The organism is Streptomyces sparsus (assembly GCF_054776295.1).
This window is the reverse complement of the sequence record NZ_BAAHCA010001471.1, coordinates 1-810: the sequence shown is the minus strand read 5'-3', so window position 1 is coordinate 810 and position 810 is coordinate 1. Positions and strand designations below refer to the sequence as shown.

General features: G+C 76.3%; 1 protein-coding gene. It reads right to left on the bottom strand.

What is annotated here, in order from left to right; translation table 11 throughout:
• A partial coding sequence (locus tag ACYVE9_RS29095; protein WP_461030868.1) for a condensation domain-containing protein occupies nt 1-780 on the bottom strand: 780 nt, incomplete at its 3' end.
• Between the last annotated feature and the right edge of the window lie 30 nt (nt 781-810).

The window sequence follows — 810 nt, the reverse complement described above, 5'->3', positions numbered from 1 at the left end:
GCTGGTCGCGTTGGCGGCCGTGCCGCGGCTCACGGGCGGCGAGCACGGGGTGCTCGTGGTCGGCGCCGCCAGGAGCTGGGCGCGCAGTGCCGCGGTGAACGCCGTGAACGCCGTTGTGTCGAAGGCCGCTTCCGCCGCCCGCAGGGTGAGGCGCAGGGTGCCGTCGATCGGCCGGGCGGACAGGAAGAGGTCGGTGCCGAGCGGGGGCGGGGCCAGCTCCGTGTCGCTCTCGTCCCAGGCGAGCGACAGCGGACCGTCGGCGGGCGGCTGAGAAGCCGGAAAGTGCAGGAACGTGAAGAAGAACTGGGCGCCCGCCGGCACGCCGTTGGGCAGCCGTGGCATGTCGGCGTGCCGCGTCCTGGCAGCGGCAGCCGCGTCGGCGACCCGCCGCAGGTCGGCGACGAAACCGGCCGGCTGTCCCACGGCATGTGCGTCGCGCGCGTCTGCGTCCGCTGCCGTCGTCGCTGCGGGACGCACGGCCACGGCCGAGGCGAGCGGGCCGAAGACGCGGTTGACGTCGGGCAGTCCGTGGTCGCGTCCCGACACCGCGAGGCCCAGCAGCAGGTCGCGGCGGCCGGTCAGGGCGGCCAGGGTGCGGTAGTAGGCGGTGAGCACCGGCGCGTAGAGCGTGGTGCCGGCGTCGGTCGCCAGCCGGCGCAGGGCGCTCACCTGCCCGGCGTCCAGGGTGAGTGTGGCGGTCCGGAACAGTGGTGTCCCGTTCGCGCCGGTGGCATCGGCCGGCGCCGTCGCGGTCGTCTGCCCGGCGCGGGGGCGCAGCACGGGCGGTTCGTACGGGTCGCCCGGGAGCGC